Genomic DNA, 21,779 nt, shown 5'->3' on the forward strand with positions numbered 1-21,779 from the left:
ATAATTGGCTCTCAATTATTTCTAGAGGATTTTTTTTTAGCTAAAATTTGTTTAAATGTTATATAGGAGCCATATCAAGGTGTAGTATGTGGTCCTCTACGGCATTCCAGAGCCCTAATCGCTTTTCGAGTGCGAGTTTCGATACTTCCTCTACTTCTTGCCATTTTTGGCTATCGTTACCACAAAGTTCTTCAATCATTTGCATTGCCATTGGTCCATGCTCATTACCATCAAGCTCTATATGTCGTTCAAAATAGTAAATCAATTTATCAAGATTGGTTTCAGGAAAACTCTCTTGAAAGTTTTTTATAATCTCGGTAAACATATCTGGAATAAGGTCTTCCCGACCAAAGGTAAAGGCTGCTGCTATTTCGTGTGGTTTACCATGCTCAATAACTCTAAAAGTAAAACTCAAGAAATCCTTAATACCATCGTGCAAATCGCTCTGGTTTATAGACACAAAAATATTTTGTGTACTTACTATATTATCCAGAAAAGCAGTAATTTCTGTTGTATCAGCTTTACACGCTTTCATAGCATCAATGTACATCTCAAAATGACTCATCCTGTTACCAGCAGCATCAACATCAGTTTCTTCAGCAAGTACAATTTCGTTTATTAAATAGCGTGTTTCGGGGTTGCCTGTAGGCATCCAAGGTGTAGTAGTACAAGTAAGTTTTGTTTGCAATGCTTTTAGTAGGGACATAAAATCCCATACGGCGTATACATGCCCTTCCAGAAAACACTTTAAATCGGCTACCGTTTTTACATTGCTGTAAAGCGAGTGCTTAAGTAAGAGTTCTCTCTGAGGGAGTATGTTCTTATTAATAGTTTCTGTATTCATAGCATTTGATTTTTACAAAATTAAAGAAAGCGTTACTGTAATTCGCATACTTTAGTATTACTTTAGTTATTACAACAATAATGCCTATTCTGTTTATACTTGCAATTTTTGTTGTACCATGTGTATAGTTAATAAATGTAAAAACAGCTCATTAAATTTATGTATTGCTGTATTGTTTACACAAAAATCCCGCTGTTTTATTAACAACGGGATTTTTATATTTAGTAGTATAGTATATAGTTATTATTTAAAAGCAGCATGCCCTGTAACATCCATACCTGTTATTAGTAAGTGAATGTCGTGCGTTCCTTCGTACGTAATAACACTTTCTAAGTTCATCATGTGGCGCATTATAGAGTATTCTCCTGTAATACCCATACCACCTAACATTTGGCGTGCCTCGCGTGCTATGTTTATAGCCATATCTACGTTGTTTCTTTTTGCCATAGATATTTGTGCTGTAGTAGCCTTATCTTCATTTCTAAGTACACCAAGCCTCCATGTAAGTAATTGTGCCTTGGTAATCTCGGTAATCATTTCAGCAAGTTTTTTTTGCTGTAGCTGTGTAGCTGCAATAGGCTTATCAAACTGTACACGCTCTTTTGCGTAGCGTAAAGCAGTATCATAACAATCCATAGCTGCACCAATAGCACCCCATGCAATGCCATAACGTGCAGAGTCTAGGCAGCCTAGTGGTGCCCCAAGACCTGATTTGTTAGGTAGCAAATTCTCTTTAGGGACTTTTACGTTATCAAATATTAATTCGCCTGTAGCCGAAGCCCTGAGCGACCATTTGTTATGTGTTTCGGGTGTTGTAAAACCTTCCATACCGCGCTCTACAATAAGCCCGTGTATTCTTCCTTCTTCATTTTTGGCCCAAACAACAGCAATATCAGCAAATGGTGAGTTACTTATCCACATTTTAGCACCATTAAGTAAATAATGGTCGCCCATATCTTTATAATTGGTAACCATGCCTCCTGGGTTAGAACCGTAGTCAGGCTCAGTAAGACCAAAGCAGCCTATAAACTCGCCCGAAGCTAATTTTGGCAAGTATTTTTTGCGCTGCTCCTCATTACCATATTTCCAGATGGGATACATTACTAAAGATGATTGTACTGATGCCGTAGAACGTACGCCACTATCGCCTCTTTCTATTTCTTGCATGATAAGACCATACGAAATTTGATCGAGTCCTGCTCCGCCATATTCTTCAGGAATATAAGGGCCAAAAGCACCAATATCGGCAAGTCCTTTAATAATTTGCTTTGGGAATTCTGCCTTTTGGGCATAATCTTCTATAATTGGAGAAACTTCGCGCTTAACCCATTCGCGGGCAGCATCACGCACCATTTTGTGCTCATCAGTTAGCAACTCATCTACATTGTAATAGTCTGGTGCCTGAAAAAGATCTGGTTTCATTTTTTTGTTAATTTTTAGGAGTAACAAAAGTAAAGAAGAAACTTAACAAATCCATAAAAAATTGTTGCGTTTTTTGGTAATAATGTATAATGCAATTGTAAAATTACATTTTGATATAAAAATCTTTAGTGAGCGTAATATATGCTGGAGTGTATTGATGGCGTGCTGTTTCAATAATCAACTCATCTGTAACAGGATTTTTTGTTGCCTGTTTTGTAAAAGCCATCAGGCTTCGTATTACTGCTGTTTCGGGTGTTCCTTTTACGCGGGTTATTTTATTCGGATGTAAATTAAACGCTTTAGCAATAGTTATAAAGTTTTCTTCCTCTTTATAAGGTAATATTACCGAAAAGATACCTCTGTTAGGATTAAGTAGGAGTGAGGCTGCTTCTGCCAACTCCTCAAACGGCATCGATGTTGTAAAACGCGCCGTGTCGCGCTGTATATTTCCCGTAGTATAATCTTCACTATAAAAAGGAGGATTGGATACGATAATATCGTATACTTCTTCACCTTGCATTTCTTCCACAAATTCATCTAAACCTGCATGATAACAAAATAGCCGGTCACCCCAAGGGCTGTTTTCAAAATTATCTACTGCCTGTTCATATGCATCATCATCAATCTCCAAAGCATCTATTTGCTCAGCATTGCTTCGTTGTGCTAGCATAAGAGCTATAATACCTGTGCCAGTACCAATATCTAAAATACTATTTGGATTATTATCAATAGTAGCCCAAGCGCCTAGTAAAACACCGTCTGTACCTATTTTCATAGCACATTTATCTTGCGCTATACTAAATTGCTTGAATTTGAATGGTGGCATTGGTTTTACACTTAACTATCGATATTGCTTACTTGATATGCGGTTGTTTGGTGTTACTCGTTAAGGTATAAATCGATTAATCCTGCTGGAGTATTCAGAATTATTTTTTTGTTTTCACGATTTACCTCTACGATAAAGTCATCTATCATCGGTACTAGTATTTCTATCGTACCTTTTTTAATTTCAAAAAGTGGTTGTGCAGAGTTATCGTTTACACCTGTTATAACACCAACGTTACCCAAACGCTCATCTTCTGCTGTAAAACCAATTATTTCGTGATAATAAAACTTATTGCCTTCTAGTTGTGGCAACTGTGATAATGGTAGGTATATTTCGGCTCCCATTATTCTATCAGCGTCTTCTTCGCTGTTAATATCTTCAAATCGTGTGCGTAAAAAATCGTTTTTATGCAACGAACTGCTTACAATAAAAAAAGGAACCAGATGTTTGTCTATTTCAACAAACACTGATTCCAAATTTTCATACAATTCGGGTTCGTCAGTATCCAAATAGATTAAGACTTCGCCCTTGTAGCTGAATTTTTTAGCGATTTTACCTAAATAGAAGCAATCTTCTTTACGCATACATCGCCAATTTAAATTAAGCCTGAGTTTCCTCGTTGTTTTCTTCTGTGGCCTCTTCAGCACCACTTTCTTCACCTTCTTCAGTGGCAGATGCTTCAGCAACGGCGTCTGCTTCTGCCTGTTTAGCAGCAGCAATACGATCTTCATTAACTTTCTTCTCGGCAGCAAGTGCTTTAGCTCTAGCTTCCGCTTCTTCATTGCTAAGACCTTCTTTCTTAGCATTGATTTTAGCTTCTTTTTCTTCTAACCATTTTGCAAATTTTTCATCTGCTTGCTCTTGTGTAAGGGCACCTTTACGTACGCCACCATCTAGATGGTGTTTTAGCATTACACCTCTGTAAGAAAGGATAGCTCTTGCAGTATCTGTAGGTTGTGCACCTTTATGCAACCACGCTACAGCACTCTCAAGATTTAGCTCAATAGTTGCAGGGTTAGTGTTTGGGTTGTAAGTTCCTATTTTCTCTAGGAATTTACCATCTCTTTTGGAACGGCTGTCAGCCGCTACCATCCAGTAAAAAGGTTTACCTTTTTTACCGTGTCTCTGTAGTCTGATTTTTACAGGCATAATCTTTAGATTAAATTTTGAGGTACACGACCTCTGTTAATTAAGAGGGCAAATATAAGAAAGTTTATTATACTTACGTTTTAAATGAAAGAATTTAATATTTTTTATGTTTTGAATATTCGATATTATTAAATTTTAGTATGATTTCTACTATTTATGTTAGGATATATTCCATAAAAAACTATTTTTGTCGTTATAAAAATTTGGTTTACCTTTTTCTAACTATATAATAATGAAAAATTTTTTATCACTTATAGTGTTGTTGTTGGTTGTTTGCTCGTGTGAGGAAGATGTGCAATTTAACACTCCTGCAGTTCAGGCATTAAAAGATAATGAGTTATGGAAAGCAACAGAATATAGTGCTTCAATTGTTGGTAGTTCACTCACTATAGAAGCTACTAATGGTTTTGAAACAGTAGTTTTAAGAACAGTAAGTGCTACACCAGGAACATCTTTTGAATTAGGTATAAATGAGACCAATAAAGCTACATATTCATTAAGTGCCGATGGTGTATCTTCAGAATATCAAACTGGTACAGGTATAGGAAATGGGCTTATAGAGATTAGCGATGACCCTAGAGAAACAAATATATCTGAGGGCTATATCTCAGGCACTTTTCGTTTTAATGCTGCAGATGATTCGGATGAATTAGTTAATTTTCAAAATGGATTTTTTTATAGAGTACCTATACAAGCACTACCTTAAAACCTAAAAGATAATTTAATAAATACGTAGCCCTGCATAATCAGGGCTTTTTATTTAGTATTACTATTACATTAATTATTTTTCAAATACTTTTTTGTAATTAATTAAAGCTACATTTGCAGTATTATCAATGCAATGTTAATTGCAATCAAACTTTTTATATGAACATATTTGTTGGAAGCCTTCCATTCAGTATTGAGGAAGCAGATTTAAGAGAGTCTTTTGAGGCTTATGGACCAGTTGATTCTGTTAAAATTATAACGGATAGATTTACTGGTAGAAGTAAAGGTTTTGGTTTTGTAGAAATGCCAAACGACGAAGAGGCTCAAAAAGCTATTGATGAGCTGAATGGTGCAACTGTTGAAGGAAGAACAATTGTTGTAAATAAATCTGAGCCAAAGCCACAAGGCGAAAGAAAAGGTGGAAACCGTAATTTTGGTAGAGATAATAATAGAGGTGGCGGAGGTTACCGTGGTGGAAACAACCACAGCAGCTATTAATTTATACTAATACGAATTGTAAAAACCACCTTCGGGTGGTTTTTTTGTTGATAAACGATTGTAATAAAAAAATAAAAAATGTTGTACTTTTGAGAGATTCACATTTATTATTTATCCTTTTTTAAATTCCAAATCCTAAGTTTGTTATGTACTTGATATTTGATACCGAAACAACTGGATTACCCAAACGTTGGGATGCCCCCATTACCGATACAGATAACTGGCCTAGATGCGTGCAAATTGCATGGCAGCTCCACGACGAAATGGGCAATTTAATAGAACATCAGGATTACATCATTAATCCTGATGGTTTCAATATACCTTATGATGCTGAGCGTATACATGGTATATCTACCGAGCTCGCTGTTGAAAAAGGTATTGCCATAAAGGATGCTTTAGAAAAGTTTAACGCAGCACTTTCAAAATCTAAATTTATAGTAGGTCAAAACGTAGGGTTCGATATTAATATAATGGGTTCTGAATTTTATCGTTATGGTATAAATACTTCTTTATCAAACATGAAAGTTTTGGATACTTGTACGGAAGTAACTGCAGAAATGTTGCAGCTACCCGGAGGTCGTGGCGGCAAATTTAAACTGCCTACACTTACAGAATTACATGAGTACTTGTTTGACGAACCTTTTGCAGAGGCACACAATGCTACTGCAGATGTAGAGGCTACAACACGTTGTTTTTTAGAGTTAGTAAAACGTGAAGTATATACATATGAGCAATTAGATGTTCCACCGACCTACTTTTACGACTTTAGAAAAAATAATCCCCAGACGATACAGCTAATAGGACTTAAGCACATTAATCTAAAAGCAGCTTCAGATGCTGTTCGCGAACGCTTAAATAAACTTAAAGCCGAACAGCAGCCTACAGTAACATCAATAGAAGGGCAAGAGGCATTGAAAGATGCTAATTTTGTACATCTTCATAACCATACACAATTTTCAGTACTACAATCAACTATATCGGTGCCGGCTTTGGTTAAGGCAACAGCAAAAAATAAAATGCCTGCGGTTGCCATGACAGATCATGCTAATATGATGGGGGCTTTTCATTTTGTTAGTAATGTACTCAATCACAATAAAGCTGCTGAAGCAAAAAATAAAGAAGCCCTTGAGAATGGAGAGATACCTGAAGAGACGATTATAAAACCGATTGTTGGATGTGAGTTTTTTGTTTGCGAAAATCACAAAGACAAATCTAGGAAAGACAATGGATACCAAGTTGTTTTTTTGGCAAAGAACAAAAACGGATATCACAATCTTGCAAAAATGTCTTCAATCGCTTATACTGATGGTTTTTATTACGTTCCGAGGATAGACAAAAAGGTCGTAGAGCAGTATCAGGATGATATTATAGTGCTATCAGGTAACCTATATGGAGAGATACCAAACAAAATACTCAATATAGGTGAAAATCAAGCTGAGGAAGCTTTGTTGTGGTGGAAAGAAACTTTTGGTAAAGATTTCTATATTGAATTGATGCGTCATGGGCAGGAAGATGAGGACAGGGTTAATCAGTCGTTAATTACACTAGCTAGAAAACACGATGTAAAACTCATAGCTACAAATAATACATATTATTTAGATAAAGAAAACTCTCATGCTCATGATATACTATTATGTGTAAAAGATGGAGAAAAATTATCTACCCCTGTAGGTAGAGGTCGTGGTTTTCGTTACGGATTGCCCAACGAAGAGTATTATTTCAAGTCTGGAGATGAAATAAAAAACCTTTTTAAGGATATCCCTGAAGCAATTATCAATATACAAGAAATAGTAGATAAAGTAGAGATATATTCACTATACCGTGATGTTTTATTACCTAAGTTTGATATACCCGAAGAATTTTTAGTTGCTGAAGATGATACAGATGCAGGGAAACGGGGGGAAAATAAATACTTAAGATATTTAACTTATGAAGGTGCTAAAAAACGTTATGATGAAATAACAGATGAAATAAAAGAGCGCCTTGATTTTGAATTGAAAACTATTGAAAATACAGGCTACCCAGGATACTTCCTAATTGTACAAGACTTCATTGCTGAGGCAAGAAATTTAGATGTTTCTGTAGGGCCTGGTAGAGGTTCTGCAGCAGGTTCTGCAGTAGCTTATTGCTTAGGAATAACCAATATAGATCCTATTGCTTACGATTTACTTTTTGAGCGTTTCTTAAACCCTGATCGTATATCTATGCCTGATATTGATATTGATTTTGATGACGAAGGTCGTGGGCGTGTTATGGACTATGTTATAAATAAATATGGCGCTAACCAAGTAGCACAAATTATTACTTATGGTACTATGGCAGCAAAGTCTTCCATACGAGATACTGCTAGGGTGCTTGACCTCCCATTGTTTGAAGCTGATAAAATAGCTAAACTCATACCTAATATGAAACTTGCTAAGATATTCGACATGGACGATAAGACATTAAGAGGAGCACTTCGCTCTGAAGAATTCGAAAGAGTCCAAGAGTTGTTAAGTATGTCTGAAAGTGAAGACTTAGGTGGTGAGACCATACAACAAGCGAAAGTATTAGAAGGTTCGTTAAGAAATACAGGTATACATGCTTGTGGGGTAATTATTACCCCTGATGATATAACCAACTTTGTTCCAGTGGCTGTAGCCAAGGATTCTGATTTGTATGTTACACAGTTTGATAATTCTGTAGTGGAAAGCGCAGGATTACTCAAAATGGATTTTTTGGGACTCAAAACACTAACACTTATAAAGGACACTGTAAAACTGGTAAAATATAAGAGAGGTGTTGACTTAGATCCAGACAATTTTCCCATAGATGATGTTAAAACATATGAACTTTTTCAACGAGGTGAAACAGTAGGAATATTTCAATATGAGTCGCCAGGTATGCAAAAGTATATGAAGGATTTGAAGCCTACTGTTTTCGCGGATCTTATTGCTATGAATGCGTTATACAGACCAGGGCCCTTAGAGTATATACCGAGTTTTATTCGACGAAAAAACGGAGAAGAAGAAATAAAGTACGACCTTGATGCTTGCGAAGAATACCTCAAAGAAACGTATGGTATTACCGTCTATCAAGAGCAGGTAATGTTACTGTCTCAAAAATTAGCAAACTTCACCAAGGGCGAGGCAGACGTTTTGCGTAAAGCAATGGGTAAAAAACAAAAGGCTGTACTAGATAAAATGAAGCCGAAGTTTATATCGCAAGCTGCAGAAAAAGGGCATGAGCCTGATACGCTTGAAAAAATATGGAAAGATTGGGAAGCATTTGCTAGTTACGCTTTTAATAAATCACACTCTACGTGTTATGCTTGGATAGCCTATCAAACAGCCTATTTAAAAGCACATTATCCTGCCGAATATATGGCTGCCGTATTATCCAATAATATGAACGATATAAAGCAAGTAACCTTTTTTATGGAAGAGTGTAAACGTATGGGGCTAGAAGTGTTAGGTCCAGATGTAAATGAATCATTTTACAAATTTACAGTTAATAGTCAAAATGCAGTTCGTTTTGGTATGGGAGCAATAAAAGGAGTAGGATCTGGAGCAGTAAAAACAATTGTAGAAGGAAGGAAAACAGGGAGGTACAAATCTATATTTGATTTGGCCAAACGAATAGACCTTAGAGCAGCCAATAAAAAAGCTTTTGAGAACCTTGCCTTAGCAGGAGGTTTTGATGGTTTTGATGACACACACAGGGCGCAGTATTTTCATAATGAGGATGAAACCAGTACTTTTCTAGAGAAAGCAATACGTTACGGGGCTAAGTTTCAGGAAAACGAAAATTCGTCGCAGGTTAGTCTTTTTGGCGAAGCCAGTGACGTACAGATACCTGAGCCCGTAGTACCACCTTGCGAAGAGTGGACTACCATGGAGAAACTTGCCAAAGAGAAAGAAGTGGTAGGTATATATTTATCAGGTCATCCGTTAAACGATTACAAATTTGAAATGAAATACTTTTGTAATTCAAAACTAGAGGCATTAAAAGAATTGGATAAGCACATAGCTAAAAACTTAACTTTTGGTGGGATTATTATCGACGTGCAGCATAGAATCGCTAAAAATGGTAAAGGTTGGGCTTCTTTTATTTTAGAGGGCTATGATGAAAGCTACGAGTTTAGGATATACGGCGAAGAATATCTAAAATTCAGGCATTTTTTAGTAGCCAATAGCTTTACTTATATTAAAGTTTTGGTTCGTGAAGGTTGGGTAAACCACGAAGGTAAGCGCGGAGAGCCAAGAATACAATTCATAACAATACAATACTTACAAGACGTACTTGATACTTTTGCTAAAAAATTAGTTATCCAGTTTAGCGTAAATGATTTACAAGATGATGTAATTACAGGGTTGCAAAATTTGCTCTACACTAATAAAGGGGATAACTCAGTAACGTTTCAGGTAATGGAGCTAGAAAAGGTAACAAAGCAAGTAGAAATAGCTGCTGATATGGTAAACGAACCAACTGAACCATACGGAGATAACCCTGAGCAGCAAGAAAATGCGTCGAGTACTGTTATAACCAACGTGGAGGATGTTCAGGTAACAACAAAGTTAACCATGCCTAGCCGAAAACTTAAAATAAAAATATCAAACGAATTGTTACAAGAGCTAGAGCGTTTGCAAATCAATTTTAAACTGAATTAAAATTAGTATAAGTTTTATTTATTTATCTATAACAAAATCTAATCTCTATTTGGCTTTGCAGTTAAAATTTAATCCCTAAATTTGTTATAGTAATTTAAAGAATATAACATTATGGCACAGGAAATAACAGACGCTACTTTTGAAGAAGTAGTATTAAAATCAGATAAACCAGTATTAGTAGATTTTTGGGCAGCATGGTGCGGACCTTGTCGTATGGTAGGACCTATTATTGAAGACATAAGTAGTGAATACGAGGGTAGAGCAGTGGTAGGTAAAGTAGATGTAGATGCCAACCAAGAATTTGCAGCTAAATACGGTATTAGAAATATACCTACAGTACTGGTATTCCAAAATGGAGAAGTTGTAGGCAGACAGGTAGGAGTTGCGCAAAAGCAAACGTATGCTGACGCTATCGATGCATTACTATAATAATAAGTAAACATCTCAATATAAAAAGGTCTAACAGTAATTGTTAGACCTTTTTATTTGTAATTACATTTCCCTACATTTGAAAGTATGAAGATAGAACATCAGTTAGAAAAAATATCAGCGTTCTCGCATTTAGAGCTACTAGCCAATCAAATTGTAGAAGGTTTTATATCAGGTATGCACAAGAGTCCGTTTCATGGCTTTTCTGCAGAGTTTGCGGAGCATAGATTGTACAATCAGGGAGAAAGTACTCGACACATAGACTGGAAGCTATATGCAAAGACCGACAGACTGTATACTAAACGATTTGAGGAAGAAACCAACATGCGTTGCCATATAATACTAGACAACTCATCATCTATGCACTACCCTAAGCTAAAAGATGAACAAGAGTTTTATAAAAGTAAAATAGGTTTCTCGGTACTTGCATCGGCTGTTTTAATGGAATTGCTAAAAAAACAGCGTGATGCTGTTGGGCTTAGTATATACTCTGATAACTATGAGTTTTACGCACCAGAAAAAGGCAGTGACAGGCATCATAGAATGTTACTGGATATGTTAGACAGAGTTTTGAGTGCAACTACGACATCCAAGAACACAGATACGACTACATTCTTGCATCAAATAGCGCAAAAAATGCATCGCCGATCTATGATTATACTATTTACTGATATGTTTCAGTTGGGCGATAATACAGCGTTGTTTGATGCCTTACGACATTTAAAACACAATAAGCATAAGGTAGTTTTATTTCATGTAGTAGATAAAAAAACAGAGCTCGAATTTGATTTCGATAATACACCTAGAAAATTCATTGACGTTGAAACGGGTGAAGAAGTAAATTTGTTTGCAGAAAACGTAAAAGAAACCTACGAAAAACAAGTAGAATCCTATTTTAGTAAAGTTGCTGAAACGTGTATGCAATATAGGATTAAATACGTACCTGTATCTGTTGATGAAGATTTCGAAAAAATATTAACTACTTACCTTATTGAGAAACAAAAGTTTGGATAAACGAGATAAAGTTTTTTTGTTTTTTTAGTTATAAATATTTGCAAGAGTGGAAATCTGTTGTATATTTGCAACCGCAATAAAGCACTGGTCTGGTAGTTCAGTTGGTTAGAATACATGCCTGTCACGCATGGGGTCGCGGGTTCGAGTCCCGTCCAGACCGCCAAAGCAAAAAAGAGAAGTACTACGCTTCTCTTTTTTTGCTTTTTATATAATGGTTTATCACGTTATCCCCTTTACAGTAGTAAACTATAAAGTTCCTTAATACAAGTAGTATACTGTAAGTTCGTATTTTTACCACTATAATTATCAAAAAGGGTAAAAGTGAATTGTATTGTAGAAACAATAGCAGGAAAAATTGAATATAATGTATATGGCAACGGAAAGCCTATTGTCTTTTTACATGGAGGTCATTCTAACAGCCAAGAAAAGTTATTTTTAAAAGGTTACAATAAAAATTGCTTCAAGCTAATAGTTCCTTCAAGACCAGGTTATGGTAAAACACCTATTTCTAATAAAACAACACATAAGGATGCCGCACAACTAATTATTGCTCTTTTAGATGTTTTACAGATTAAAAAATGTGTTGTAGTTGGTATTTCGGCAGGTGGGTTAACAGCCATCCAAATGGCAGCCACTTATCCCAATCGAGTTGAAAAACTACTACTTATTTCAGCAATTACTCAAAAATGGCTATCACCTGAGGACACACTTTATAAAATGGGTAAAATTGTATTTTCGCCTATGGTAGAACGATTTACTTGGAGTGTATACAGGTTGTTGTTTTCGCTCTTGCCTAAAACAATGACTAAAGTTCTGTTCAAGCAAGTTTCCAGTATAACCAATACTACAATAACCGAGAATGAGATTTGCGAAGTAAAAAAAATGGTTTCAGTGCAACGCTCAAAAAAAGGCTTTGTTGCCGATTTAGATCATGATATTAGCAATGATGCAATTACTAAAATAAAATGCCCTACTTTAATTTTACATAGTAAAAACGACAAATCAGTTGCTATTGCTATGGCGCATCATGCTAATACAAATATTAATAACTCAATTTTAAAAGTGTATAATAACAAATGGGGTCATTTACTCTGGCTAGGTAAAGATAGTGAAGCTCCTATAGCTGATGCAAATAGTTTTATCAATTCAGAGAATATCAGGTACAAATAACCTCCTTTAAAAATAAAAACAAAAAAAGTAGTGTATTAGTTTGGCTCGTTTAAATTTATGTGTAAATTTGCTTCCGCTTTAAAAATAAAGGTAGAGGGTTATTAGTCTTTTTGTTTAAAGCGATGTTTGAAATATGTTAATATTAAGAGCGTTTAATAAAGCTCTATTTGTAATAAAAAAATAAAAGTGTAAAAAGCCTTTCGTCTTTTCCCGAAAGGCTTTTTCGCCGAAAATATTTAAGATTAGTTGTGTTGTTTATGCCGCGAGAGCGGTAGGTTTAGTAGTTAGACCAATGAAAAGCTTTCCATTAGTTTGGAGGGCTTTTTTGATTTTTATACCCCTCAATATTTACGCAATACTAAAAAATACTCTTTATTGGGGATTTTTTTGAAGTATCGATATTTTATTTTTGTAATAGTTAAATTTTATTTTTTGATTTTGCTTAAAGACTCAATAATCACCAAAAATTTTACAAAAATGAAGAAAGATAATTACTATGCATTAATTTTATTTGTATTTACTTTAATAGTAATTGCTATTACAAGTTTATAAAATCGATATTAGTTTCCCGTACTATTTCTTACATTTAAAAGGCACCAATAAGAAGTTATTAGTATAATCTTCTTATTGGTGTTGCAAAATAGGTATAACAAACTTAAAACTTATATTTGTTTGTAAATAGATGCTACAGTAACTTTTAATAATTCCTCTTTTTATACAATTGATAGATATAATTCCTGAAAGGACCGTTATAATTAATTTTCCTTATTTTTGACCTGTAATTGTATAGGTTTCCTCACTCTAATGAAAAAAATACTTGTTTTAGTAGCACTCTTTCTTTTAAGTGCTTGCCAATGGTTCGATCAAAAAGTTCCAGATAAGCAAGAGCTGGTAAAAGAGCGTTTAGAGGACATTAATTGGAATGAGGTAAGCAGTTACCCATCTATAACGGGATGTGATGCTATAACAGATAAACAAGCCCAAAAACAATGCTTTTTTGAGTTGATGGTAAAACTAATTCAGGAAAAACTAGATGCTGATACTATTGCCGTATTATACCCTGAGTTAGATACTATAAATGTAGTGGTTACCATACATGCAGATGCTCAACTGGAATTTGAGCCCAAATTTAATCAGGATAGTGTTCGTTACAATAAAGTTGCAATAGATAGCATTTTAAAAAATCGGTTGGTAAACTTTCCCGAAATAGCACCAGCACAAAAGGAAGGAATACCCGTTACTACACAATTTGTACTCCCTGTAATACTTAACGTAGAGTAGGGCTACAAAATAAAGAAATTAAATTGGCACACGAACGTATTATATTAGGTATAGACCCTGGTACAACCATAATGGGCTTTGGGATTATAAAAGTGGTAAACAAAAAGATGCAATTTTTGCAACTTAACGAATTACAGCTTAAAAAGTACGACGACCATTACGTAAAACTCCGTATTATTTTTGAGCGTACTATTGAGCTTATAGAAACCCATCACCCCGACGAAATTGCGATTGAAGCCCCGTTTTTTGGTAAAAATGTACAAGCCATGCTTAAATTAGGTAGGGCACAGGGAGTAGCTATGGCAGCAGGATTATCGCGCCAAATTCCTATTACAGAATACGAGCCTAAAAAAATAAAAATGGCAATTACAGGTAATGGTAATGCCAGTAAGGAACAAGTTGCCAAAATGCTACAACAGTTGCTGGATATTGGCGAATTGCCTAAAAACCTAGATAGTACCGATGGCTTGGCAGCAGCAGTTTGCCATTTTTTTAATACAGGTAAAACCGTTGTGGGTAAAAGCTATACGGGTTGGGATGCCTTTGTAAAACAAAACGAAAGCAGGGTAACCAAAACAGGAACACCAAAAAATGGCGCATAGTCGACTCCAAAATATAAATAACTTAACCACTATTGATGCCAAAGGGGCAGGTATTTACATCCATATACCATTTTGCAAACAAGCATGCCATTACTGCGATTTTCATTTTTCTACCTCATTAAAAAAGAAAGATGAAATGATAGCGGCTATTATTACCGAGATAGGTATGCGAAAAAATGAGCTTGAAGGGCAGGTAATACAAACTATTTACTTTGGCGGTGGCACCCCATCAGTTTTATCAAACCAAGAAATACAGCACATTATAACAGCGGTGTATAACAATTTTACGGTAATTGATAACCCTGAAATTACTTTAGAAGCAAATCCCGACGATTTATCGAACAAGCGTATAGCCGCATTATCCAATACGCCCATTAACCGATTGAGTATTGGCATACAATCGTTTTTCGAAGAAGATTTAAAACTGATGAATCGTGCCCATAATGCAAAAGAAGCTGAGGATTGCATTGCAGCAGCCGTAAAGCATTTCGATAATATTTCTATCGATTTAATATACGGCATTCCTAACATGAGTAACCAGCGTTGGCTGCAAAACGTAGCAAAAGCATTGCAGTTTGGTGTACCCCATATTTCGAGCTATGCCCTTACGGTAGAACCTAAAACAGCACTATACACCTTTGTGAAAAAAGGCATTATTACAGCACCTAGTGATGAGGCTGCCCAAGAACAATTTTTGCTTTTGGTAGATGAACTCGAAGCAAATGGTTTTATACATTACGAGCTTTCTAATTTTGGCAAGCAAGGTTATTTTTCACAAAACAATACCGCGTATTGGTTGGGTAAAAAATATTTGGGCATAGGTCCTTCGGCACACAGCTACAACGGAACCACTAGGAGTTGGAATGTAGCCAACAATATGTTGTATCTTAAAAGTATTCAGGAGGGTAAACTGCCCTCCGAACAAGAAACGCTAACCTTGTCCGACCGTTACAACGAATATATCATGACGGGGCTACGTACCATTTGGGGCGTTGCTGTAGCGCGCGTGCAACAGGATTTTGGGCAGTTGTATTACGATTACCTTATTGCACAACTACAACCGTTTTTAGATAATGGCTTACTCTCTTTTAAAGATGGTATTATAACAACCACCCGCAAGGGAAAATTTTTATCGGATGGTATTGCTAGCGATTTATTCTTTTTACGCTAATTAATAACGGTTACCCGCTATAAAGCCGAGCCTAAAGCGTTTCATTATCAAATATAGTATGTAGCAACACAATGCGCTTAAAAGTATTTGTGTAATGGCTAAAAAGTAAGGTTGTGGGTACAATGCATACAATATAGGGAATACAAACACTATAACAGGGGTGTGGTACAAATGCAGTAAATAGGTATACCCGCCTGTTAATACAAACTTGAACTTAAGGTTTACAATGTTTATAAATAATAGCAGCGCAATTATGTGTTTATGGTATACCTCTTCATTAAAAAAATAAAAACTAGCGGCTAATGCTGCTAACCCAATAGCATTTATAACCCATTTGTTTTGTGTTTCCAAAGCGTATTTTCGGATTATAAAACCACTCACAAACAGTATAGCAATATCCCAACGGAGTAATAACTGCCCAAATACCAATAGGGGTATTATAAACAGTAAACTCCAGTAGTTTTTGCGCAGTAATGCTAGTAAGCAAAATATAACAAACAAATCGCGAATAAAATAGGTAGGAGGGTTTATTGGTGGCGAGTGTAACGAGAGTAACCCTTCGGTAATAAGCGTATAATCGTATTGCAAACGATTGAGGTAATTGTACCCCAATGCGTTTATTATGAGCACAGGTAACAGCACCACAATATTGGCAATAAGATAGGGAATAAGCAGGCTACGAATTTTCTTTTTGAGCAAATTACCACGCTGCGGGTTCATGCAAAACAAATAGCCCGATACTACCGAGAGCAACAAGGTACCGTAGGTAGGCAGTACTTCGAGTATTTGGTAGGTAACCCCCTCGGTAAAATCGTGCCGTATGTGTGTAAACGTAATAAGTATTACACCTGCAACGCGCATAAACTCGATGGGGTAATTAATACCTTCTGAAGAACCTTTCATTCGTAAAAATTTAATCACAATAATACAGTCTTTTTCATGTATAAGTCAATCAAATCGTTTATTTTGTAAAAAAATTGTATCATGTTAGTACACTTTAACGATGCTGTTGCCGACCTTACTAAACCGTTGGATATATCGTTACCCTTAGCCGATAGTACCAAAAACCCTATAGCGTGGTATATTGATAAGCCTGTTATTACGCCCGTAACCATGGGCGATTGGGTTGGAAAAGTGAGCAGAGGTGCATCGACTAATTTTAATACTATCCTCTTTAATCCGCACGGTCATGGTACACATACCGAGTGTTTGGGGCATATTACCAAAGATTTTTATAGTATTAACGATGCGCTAAAGCAATTCTTTTTTGTAGCCGAATTAATTTCAGTTACACCCGAAGCACAAGGCGAAGATTTAGTAATAACCCAAAGCCAAATAGCAGCGGCTTTAAGCGGAAAAACCCCTGAAGCAATAGTAATTAGAACATTACCTAATGATGTTGCAAAACAATCTAAAAACTACAGCAATACCAATCCGCCCTACCTTGAGGAAGCTGCTGCAACCTACATGCGCGAATGCGGTATAAAACACGTATTAATTGATTTACCGAGCGTAGATAAAGAGAAAGACGATGGTAAACTCCTATCGCACAAAGCATTTTGGAATGTAAAAGATGTAAATAATTTGAATGATGATGCGCGCCACGATGCTACCATAACTGAATTAATTTTTGTTGCCGATACCATACTGGATGGGAGTTACTTGCTTAACCTACAAATAGCATCGTTTGTAAACGATGCCTCGCCAAGTAAACCTGTATTATATAAACTAGAATAATTATGAACATTCAGCAATTTTACGAATATTGCCTTGCCAAAAAAGGGGTTACTGAGCATTTTCCGTTTGATGATGATGTGTTGGTGTTTAAAGTTGGTAATAAAATGTTTGCATTATCTTCTGTAAAGAGTTGGGAAAAGGAGGAAGCGGCTATAAACCTTAAATGCGACCCTGAGAGGGCGCTTGAACTCCGCGCCGAATACGAAGGTGTACAACCAGGTTACCATATGAGCAAACAGCATTGGAATACTGTATCTGTACATAGCGACGTTCCGTTATCGTTATTGAAAGAGCTTATAGACCACTCGTATGAGTTAATTTTTAAAAGCCTTACTAAAAAATTACAGGCAGAAGTTTTAGCAAGCGAATAAAAAAAGCCCCGTAGTTAACGAGGCTTTACATATTACATAACATTTTTCTGTTTTTCAGAAAAACTGTCCGCTTGCATCTCAAGTAGCTCAATAGCCTTCTTCTTTTTGTAGTTGTACAGCTCCTTGTCACTTCTAATTTCGGCATATACATCGTCGTAAATTTCAGCATCGGTATTTTGCATCCGTTCGCGTTGGTAATTGTTTTGCGACAGATTAACCCTAGTAGCCATTTCGTTGTCCTCCAATTTAAAATCATATTCTCCTTTAGGCGATAGCAGCTTGGCAATAATGGGCGATGTTTCTATAGCCAAAAACAATAACATAATAAATAAGGAGGGTAATAAGGGTAATTTATTCAGAGCCTTAATCCGAGCCATAAGCCCATCAAACTTATCTATAATAGGTTGTGTTTCGCTTATCTTTTTATCTAAATTTGTTTGTAATGCTATGGCTTCCGCTTCTTTCGCCTCAATTTTTGCATTGTTTTTTGCTTTTAGGGTAGCAAGCTCTGCTAACGCAGCATCATGTTTTTCGCGCTTCTCCTTATACACAGGTCCTTTGCCTAATTTTTTAGTACCGCTAGTGCCTTCGGCTTCGGTAATGTAAGTAGTATAAAGTGCGTTAACCTCTTTCTCTTTTGTAGTTATTTCAGCTTTTAAGCTATCAATAGCAGCTTTGTTGCTGTTCAGGTCGGTAGCATAATAATTGGCAGCTTGTTTTTTGTTGGCGAGTGCCATATCGTTTTTTTCTTTGAGTAAAACGGTATCAATTTCTTTTTCAAAGATTTTTATCTCTAAAGGTTTTGATATTACAATGGCGATAATAATAGCAAGTATAATACGTGGTGATGCCTGTAGTAGTTCCTGCCTGAAACTATCGCGCTTGCGAATGGTAGAAACAATAAACCTATCGAGATTAAAAATGAGTAATCCCCAAATAAAGCCGAAAAAAACAGCCAAATAAGCATTGTCAAACACGGTATATAGGGCGTAGCCAGCAGCTACCCAAGCTAGTAATGCCGTAAAGAAAACGGTTGCACCGATACCTGCATATTTGTTTTGTTCGCCATCGGAACAACTGTAAATAATGGTTTTATCTGCACCCGAGCAGATGATAAAAAAACGTTTTAACATAATGATTGATTTTGATTGATGATGATTACAAATATAACGTGTTTTCTGTTAAAATGTTTTAAGTAGTTGATATGTTTGGCTTTAAATAGAAAAACCACCCAATTGGGTGGTTTTTGATGATTATGAAAAAATGTGTTTATTTTTTATCATCTACATTTACGGTTATCGGTAGATTATATCTAGCACGGATTGTTTTGCCATTTAATTTACCAGGAATCCACTTTTTATTTCGATTCACTTTTTTAAGCACTCTAATTGCCTCACGACCTAAACCATACCCAGGGTCTCTTAATAGTTTAATTTCAGACATAGAACCATCTTTTTCAATTACAAAAGATAGGTATATTCTGGCAGTCATAACTTTACTAATCCTCGGTATTTTAAAATGTTTGTAGATATAGGAATAGAAACCTTCCATACCTCCATCAATATATTCGGGCTTTTCTGTAAGTTCAGAAACATTATAGCTTCTTTGCTGCTCTATAATAACTGTGTCCTTGGTTTTTTCTTGGGCAATTACTGTTACAGACAGCATTGTTATACTAAGTATAAACAAACTGCTAAGTATGTTTTTAGTTATCATGATGATAAAATCGGATAAGATTATTTACTCATTTCTGTAAAATATTTGTAGAATAAAGGAATGGTTTCAATACCTTTTAGGTAATTAAATATGCCAAAATGTTCGTTGGGCGAGTGTATCGCATCGCTATCCAGCCCAAAGCCCATCATTACTGTTTTACTTTTTAGTTCTTTCTCAAAAAGTGCTACAATAGGTATACTACCTCCCGAGCGTACAGGTATGGGTTTAATGCCAAAACTTTCGTTATAAGCACTTGCAGCAGCCCTGTACCCAATGCTATCTATTGGCGTAACATAGGCTTGCCCGCCGTGGTGTGGTGTTACTTTTACTTTTACACCTTTTGGAGCAATGCTTTCAAAATGCTTTGTAAATAACTCGGTTATTTCTTCCCAATCTTGGTCAGGTACCAAACGCATGGATATTTTTGCATAGGCTTTACTTGCAATTACGGTTTTTGCGCCTTCGCCAGTATAACCACCCCACATACCGTTTACGTCAAGCGTAGGTCGTATCGAGTTTCGTTCATTAGTACTATAAGTAGCTTCGCCATAAACATCATCTATATCCAAAGCGTTTTTATAATCTTCTAACGAGAATGGGGCTTTAGCCATTTCGTCGCGCTCTTCACGAGACAGCTCTTCTACTTTATCATAAAAACCAGGTATGGTAATGTGGTTGTTATCGTCGTGTAATTGCGCTATCATTTTAGCGAGTATGTTTAGTGGGTTGGCTACTGCACCACCATATAAACCAGAGTGCAGGTCGCGGTTGGGTCCTGTAACTTCAACTTCTACATAACTAAGTCCTCTTAAACCAGTGGTTATAGAGGGTTGGGTGTTGGATATCATCCCTGTATCAGAGATTAATATTACGTCATTTTTTAATTTCTTTTGGTTACGCTCTACAAACCAACCTAAACTTGGCGAGCCGACCTCTTCTTCACCTTCAATCATAAACTTTACGTTACAAGGCAATACGTTGTTTTTAACCATGTATTCCATAGCTTTAACGTGCATATACATTTGCCCCTTATCATCGCAAGCTCCGCGTGCAAAAATGGCACCTTCTGGGTGAATTTCGGTAGCTTTTACAACAGGCTCAAATGGTGGCGATTTCCATAAATCAACAGGGTCAGCAGGTTGTACATCGTAATGTCCGTACACTAAAACAGTAGGTAGGTTAGGGTCTATAGTTTTTTCGGCATATACAATTGGGTAGCCGGGTGTTTCGCAAATCTCCACGGTATCGCAGCCTGCTTTTTCAAGACTTTCTTTTACAGCTTCGGCAGTATTTATTACATCTTGCGAGTAAGCGCTATCAGCACTTACCGATGGTATTTTTAGTAATTCTTTAAGTTCATCAATAAAGCGTTCTTTATGCTCCTGTACGTAGCTTTTTATGTTATCCATTTTAGTATTAATGATATAGGTTTACTGCCAAAATTACGGAAAAATATTTATTATTTTTTTTCATTTTTTGCTTGCTTTGTTTTAAAGTATACGTATATTTGCACCCACAATAATTAAACATGCTTTTTGTTTGTTATTACCTGCGGGTGTGGTGAAATTGGTAGACACGCCAGACTTAGGATCTGGTGCCGCAAGGTGTGAAGGTTCGAGTCCTTTCACCCGCACAAAAGCCTCTGAGAAATCAGAGGCTTTTTTTTATATCATATTTCAATGTTTTAATCCACGTTACATTTTTCACAAATACCCCTTATAATAAGGTTCATGTTTTCTGCCTCATAACCTTTTGGAAGATTGATTTGTGGGATTTTATAATCTGTCAAGCAAACCGTTTCTTGGCATGTATTGCATCTAAAATGTAAGTGCAAATCGTTATTTCCCTTAGTGGTAAATTGATTTTCACAAATAGCATATTTTATAATGCCAGTACCATCTTCTATAGCGTGTACCAATCCTCTTTCTTCAAATGTTTTTATGGTACGATAAAGCGTACTTCGCTCAGAGGTTTTAAAATCTTTTTCCAGTTCGCCCAAGCTTATGGCATTTTCTCTATTTGCTAATAATTTATATACCAATAATCGCATTGCAGTAGGGCGAACTCTTTTGTTTTCAAGTATTTTTACTATGTCTACCATTTTACGTATTTTATAGAACTGCTTTTTGAATGGGCTTGTTGCTTTATCTCCTTTTTTGGAATTACACTGAACAGAGGCTAACCAACCAACC

21 protein-coding genes and 2 tRNA genes are annotated in these 21,779 nt (G+C 36.0%); 13 read left to right on the plus strand and 10 right to left on the minus strand.

Translation table 11 applies throughout. The features are described 5' to 3' along the window. Positions 1-58: 58 nt before the first annotated feature. The 5 genes from K1I41_RS05390 to K1I41_RS05410 form a co-directional block, all read right to left on the minus strand. Complete coding sequence (locus K1I41_RS05390) at positions 59-844, minus strand: DUF3050 domain-containing protein (RefSeq protein WP_220641660.1); 786 nt, start codon at positions 842-844, stop codon at positions 59-61. Positions 845-1,087: 243 nt separating this feature from the next. Beyond that, positions 1,088-2,266, minus strand: coding sequence for an acyl-CoA dehydrogenase family protein (locus K1I41_RS05395; RefSeq protein WP_220641661.1), 1,179 nt, complete (start codon positions 2,264-2,266; stop codon positions 1,088-1,090). A 103-nt stretch (positions 2,267-2,369) separates the two neighbouring features. Next, positions 2,370-3,092: a tRNA1(Val) (adenine(37)-N6)-methyltransferase gene (locus K1I41_RS05400; RefSeq protein WP_220641662.1), complete on the minus strand. Its 723-nt coding sequence runs from the start codon at positions 3,090-3,092 to the stop codon at positions 2,370-2,372. Between the two features lie 53 nt (positions 3,093-3,145). Next, entirely contained in the window at positions 3,146-3,676 is a 531-nt protein-coding gene (gene rimM, locus K1I41_RS05405; protein WP_220641663.1) for a ribosome maturation factor RimM, read from the minus strand. Between the two features lie 16 nt (positions 3,677-3,692). After that, positions 3,693-4,241: a 30S ribosomal protein S16 gene (locus K1I41_RS05410; RefSeq protein WP_220641664.1), complete on the minus strand. Its 549-nt coding sequence runs from the start codon at positions 4,239-4,241 to the stop codon at positions 3,693-3,695. 232 nt (positions 4,242-4,473) lie between these two features. Here K1I41_RS05410 and K1I41_RS05415 point away from each other — a divergent pair, with 232 nt between their 5' ends. The 10 genes from K1I41_RS05415 (at position 4,474) to hemW (ending at position 15,763) form a co-directional block, all read left to right on the plus strand. Then, complete coding sequence (locus K1I41_RS05415) at positions 4,474-4,947, plus strand: DUF6252 domain-containing protein (RefSeq protein ID WP_220641665.1); 474 nt, start codon at positions 4,474-4,476, stop codon at positions 4,945-4,947. 161 nt (positions 4,948-5,108) lie between these two features. Beyond that, positions 5,109-5,447: an RNA-binding regulator gene (gene rbp, locus K1I41_RS05420; RefSeq protein WP_220641666.1), complete on the plus strand. Its 339-nt coding sequence runs from the start codon at positions 5,109-5,111 to the stop codon at positions 5,445-5,447. A 146-nt stretch (positions 5,448-5,593) separates the two neighbouring features. Next, positions 5,594-10,096, plus strand: a complete 4,503-nt coding sequence (gene dnaE / locus K1I41_RS05425; protein ID WP_220641667.1) for a DNA polymerase III subunit alpha — start codon at positions 5,594-5,596, stop codon at positions 10,094-10,096. A 111-nt stretch (positions 10,097-10,207) separates the two neighbouring features. After that, positions 10,208-10,525: a thioredoxin gene (gene trxA, locus K1I41_RS05430; RefSeq protein WP_220641668.1), complete on the plus strand. Its 318-nt coding sequence runs from the start codon at positions 10,208-10,210 to the stop codon at positions 10,523-10,525. A gap of 87 nt (positions 10,526-10,612) precedes the next feature. Then, positions 10,613-11,539, plus strand: coding sequence for a DUF58 domain-containing protein (locus K1I41_RS05435; protein WP_220641669.1), 927 nt, complete (start codon positions 10,613-10,615; stop codon positions 11,537-11,539). An 86-nt stretch (positions 11,540-11,625) separates the two neighbouring features. Further along, positions 11,626-11,702 (plus strand) — tRNA-Asp (locus K1I41_RS05440). A gap of 158 nt (positions 11,703-11,860) precedes the next feature. Beyond that, a complete protein-coding gene (locus tag K1I41_RS05445) occupies positions 11,861-12,709 on the plus strand; it encodes an alpha/beta fold hydrolase (protein WP_220641670.1) in 849 nt (282 codons plus the stop codon). A gap of 804 nt (positions 12,710-13,513) precedes the next feature. Then, positions 13,514-13,990, plus strand: coding sequence for a hypothetical protein (locus K1I41_RS05450; RefSeq protein ID WP_220641671.1), 477 nt, complete (start codon positions 13,514-13,516; stop codon positions 13,988-13,990). Positions 13,991-14,013: 23 nt separating this feature from the next. After that, positions 14,014-14,592, plus strand: coding sequence for a crossover junction endodeoxyribonuclease RuvC (gene ruvC / locus K1I41_RS05455; RefSeq protein ID WP_220641672.1), 579 nt, complete (start codon positions 14,014-14,016; stop codon positions 14,590-14,592). Then, positions 14,582-15,763, plus strand: coding sequence for a radical SAM family heme chaperone HemW (gene hemW / locus K1I41_RS05460; protein ID WP_220641673.1), 1,182 nt, complete (start codon positions 14,582-14,584; stop codon positions 15,761-15,763). Before ruvC ends, hemW begins: the two co-directional genes overlap by 11 nt. Here the strand turns inward: hemW and K1I41_RS05465 are convergent, their stop codons facing one another. Next, positions 15,764-16,666, minus strand: coding sequence for an acyltransferase family protein (locus K1I41_RS05465; RefSeq protein ID WP_220641674.1), 903 nt, complete (start codon positions 16,664-16,666; stop codon positions 15,764-15,766). An 81-nt stretch (positions 16,667-16,747) separates the two neighbouring features. On the opposite strand from K1I41_RS05465, the gene K1I41_RS05470 reads away from it, so the two are divergent. Next, positions 16,748-17,500 carry a cyclase family protein gene (locus K1I41_RS05470; RefSeq protein ID WP_220641675.1) on the plus strand — a complete coding sequence of 251 codons (753 nt, stop codon included), beginning with the start codon at positions 16,748-16,750 and terminating at the stop codon, positions 17,498-17,500. Between the two features lie 2 nt (positions 17,501-17,502). Further along, positions 17,503-17,871: an MmcQ/YjbR family DNA-binding protein gene (locus K1I41_RS05475; RefSeq protein ID WP_220641676.1), complete on the plus strand. Its 369-nt coding sequence runs from the start codon at positions 17,503-17,505 to the stop codon at positions 17,869-17,871. A gap of 32 nt (positions 17,872-17,903) precedes the next feature. On the opposite strand, the gene K1I41_RS05480 is transcribed toward K1I41_RS05475, so the two are convergent. The 3 genes from K1I41_RS05480 to K1I41_RS05490 form a co-directional block, all read right to left on the minus strand. Then, entirely contained in the window at positions 17,904-19,004 is a 1,101-nt protein-coding gene (locus tag K1I41_RS05480) for a DUF4407 domain-containing protein (RefSeq protein WP_220641677.1), read from the minus strand. A 136-nt stretch (positions 19,005-19,140) separates the two neighbouring features. Continuing rightward, the gene (locus tag K1I41_RS05485; RefSeq protein WP_220641678.1) at positions 19,141-19,539 is read right to left on the minus strand and encodes an energy transducer TonB; all 399 of its coding nucleotides are present in this window, start codon (positions 19,537-19,539) and stop codon (positions 19,141-19,143) included. Between the two features lie 68 nt (positions 19,540-19,607). Next, positions 19,608-20,996: a dipeptidase gene (locus K1I41_RS05490; protein ID WP_220641679.1), complete on the minus strand. Its 1,389-nt coding sequence runs from the start codon at positions 20,994-20,996 to the stop codon at positions 19,608-19,610. A gap of 142 nt (positions 20,997-21,138) precedes the next feature. On the opposite strand from K1I41_RS05490, the gene K1I41_RS05495 reads away from it, so the two are divergent. Continuing rightward, positions 21,139-21,220: transfer RNA gene (locus K1I41_RS05495), tRNA-Leu, on the plus strand. A gap of 51 nt (positions 21,221-21,271) precedes the next feature. Here the strand turns inward: K1I41_RS05495 and K1I41_RS05500 are convergent. Then, on the minus strand, positions 21,272-21,688 hold the full coding sequence (locus K1I41_RS05500; RefSeq protein ID WP_220641680.1) for a Fur family transcriptional regulator: 417 nt from the start codon (positions 21,686-21,688) through the stop codon (positions 21,272-21,274). Between the last annotated feature and the right edge of the window lie 91 nt (positions 21,689-21,779).

Origin of the sequence: Flavobacterium litorale, from assembly GCF_019613795.1 — a bacterium.
Classification (GTDB): domain Bacteria; phylum Bacteroidota; class Bacteroidia; order Flavobacteriales; family Flavobacteriaceae; genus Flavobacterium; species Flavobacterium litorale.